This window comes from Pseudomonas sp. EL_65y_Pfl1_R83 (assembly GCF_963970695.1).
Lineage (GTDB): Bacteria > Pseudomonadota > Gammaproteobacteria > Pseudomonadales > Pseudomonadaceae > Aquipseudomonas > Aquipseudomonas tritici.
This window is the reverse complement of sequence record NZ_CAXAQI010000111.1, coordinates 1-642: the sequence shown is the minus strand read 5'-3', so window position 1 is coordinate 642 and position 642 is coordinate 1. Positions and strand designations below refer to the sequence as shown.

At 61.8% G+C, this 642-nt stretch carries 1 protein-coding gene; it reads right to left on the bottom strand.

Annotated elements, in window-relative coordinates:
* The coding region (locus AACY08_RS27900) for a threonine aldolase family protein (RefSeq protein ID WP_339472329.1) at nt 1-642 on the bottom strand (642 nt) is incomplete at both ends.

Below are 642 nucleotides of genomic sequence, written 5' to 3'. Positions count from 1 at the left end.
TGCCATGTTGCGCGTTGGTCAACCACGCGCCGCTCTCCAGCAACCCCACCCAAGGGGCCGACAGGAAGCGCATTTTGGAGGCAAGCTGCCCTGCCTGCTTGCAGCGATAATCGAAATCCTGCGCCAGCGCGGGATCGAAGAACAACACCGCTTCGCCAACCGCCATGCCGTTCTTGGTGCCGCCGAAACACAAAACGTCCACGCCGGCACGCCAGGTGATGTCGGCCGGGGCACAATCAAGCGTAGCGCACGCGTGCGCAAACCGGGCACCATCCATATGGAGTCTCAACCCGAGTTCGCGGCACACCGCCGACAGCGCCTCGATCTCCTCGATCGTGTAGACCTGCCCGGTTTCCGTGGGTTGCGTAATGGTCACCACGCGGGGCTTTGGAAAATGAATATCGGCGCGGCTGGTGGCGAGCTTGCGAATCGCGTGCGGGTCAAGCTTGCCGCAAGACGTCCGTGCCACCAACAGTTTGGAACCGATGGAAAAGAACTCCGGCGCGCCGCACTCGTCGGTCTCGACATGCGCCTGCGCCGAGCAGATCACGCTATGATAGGATTGGCAGAGCGACGCCAGCGCCAAGGAATTCGCCGCCGTGCCGTTGAAAGCAAAGAACACCTCGCATTGCGTGTCGAACA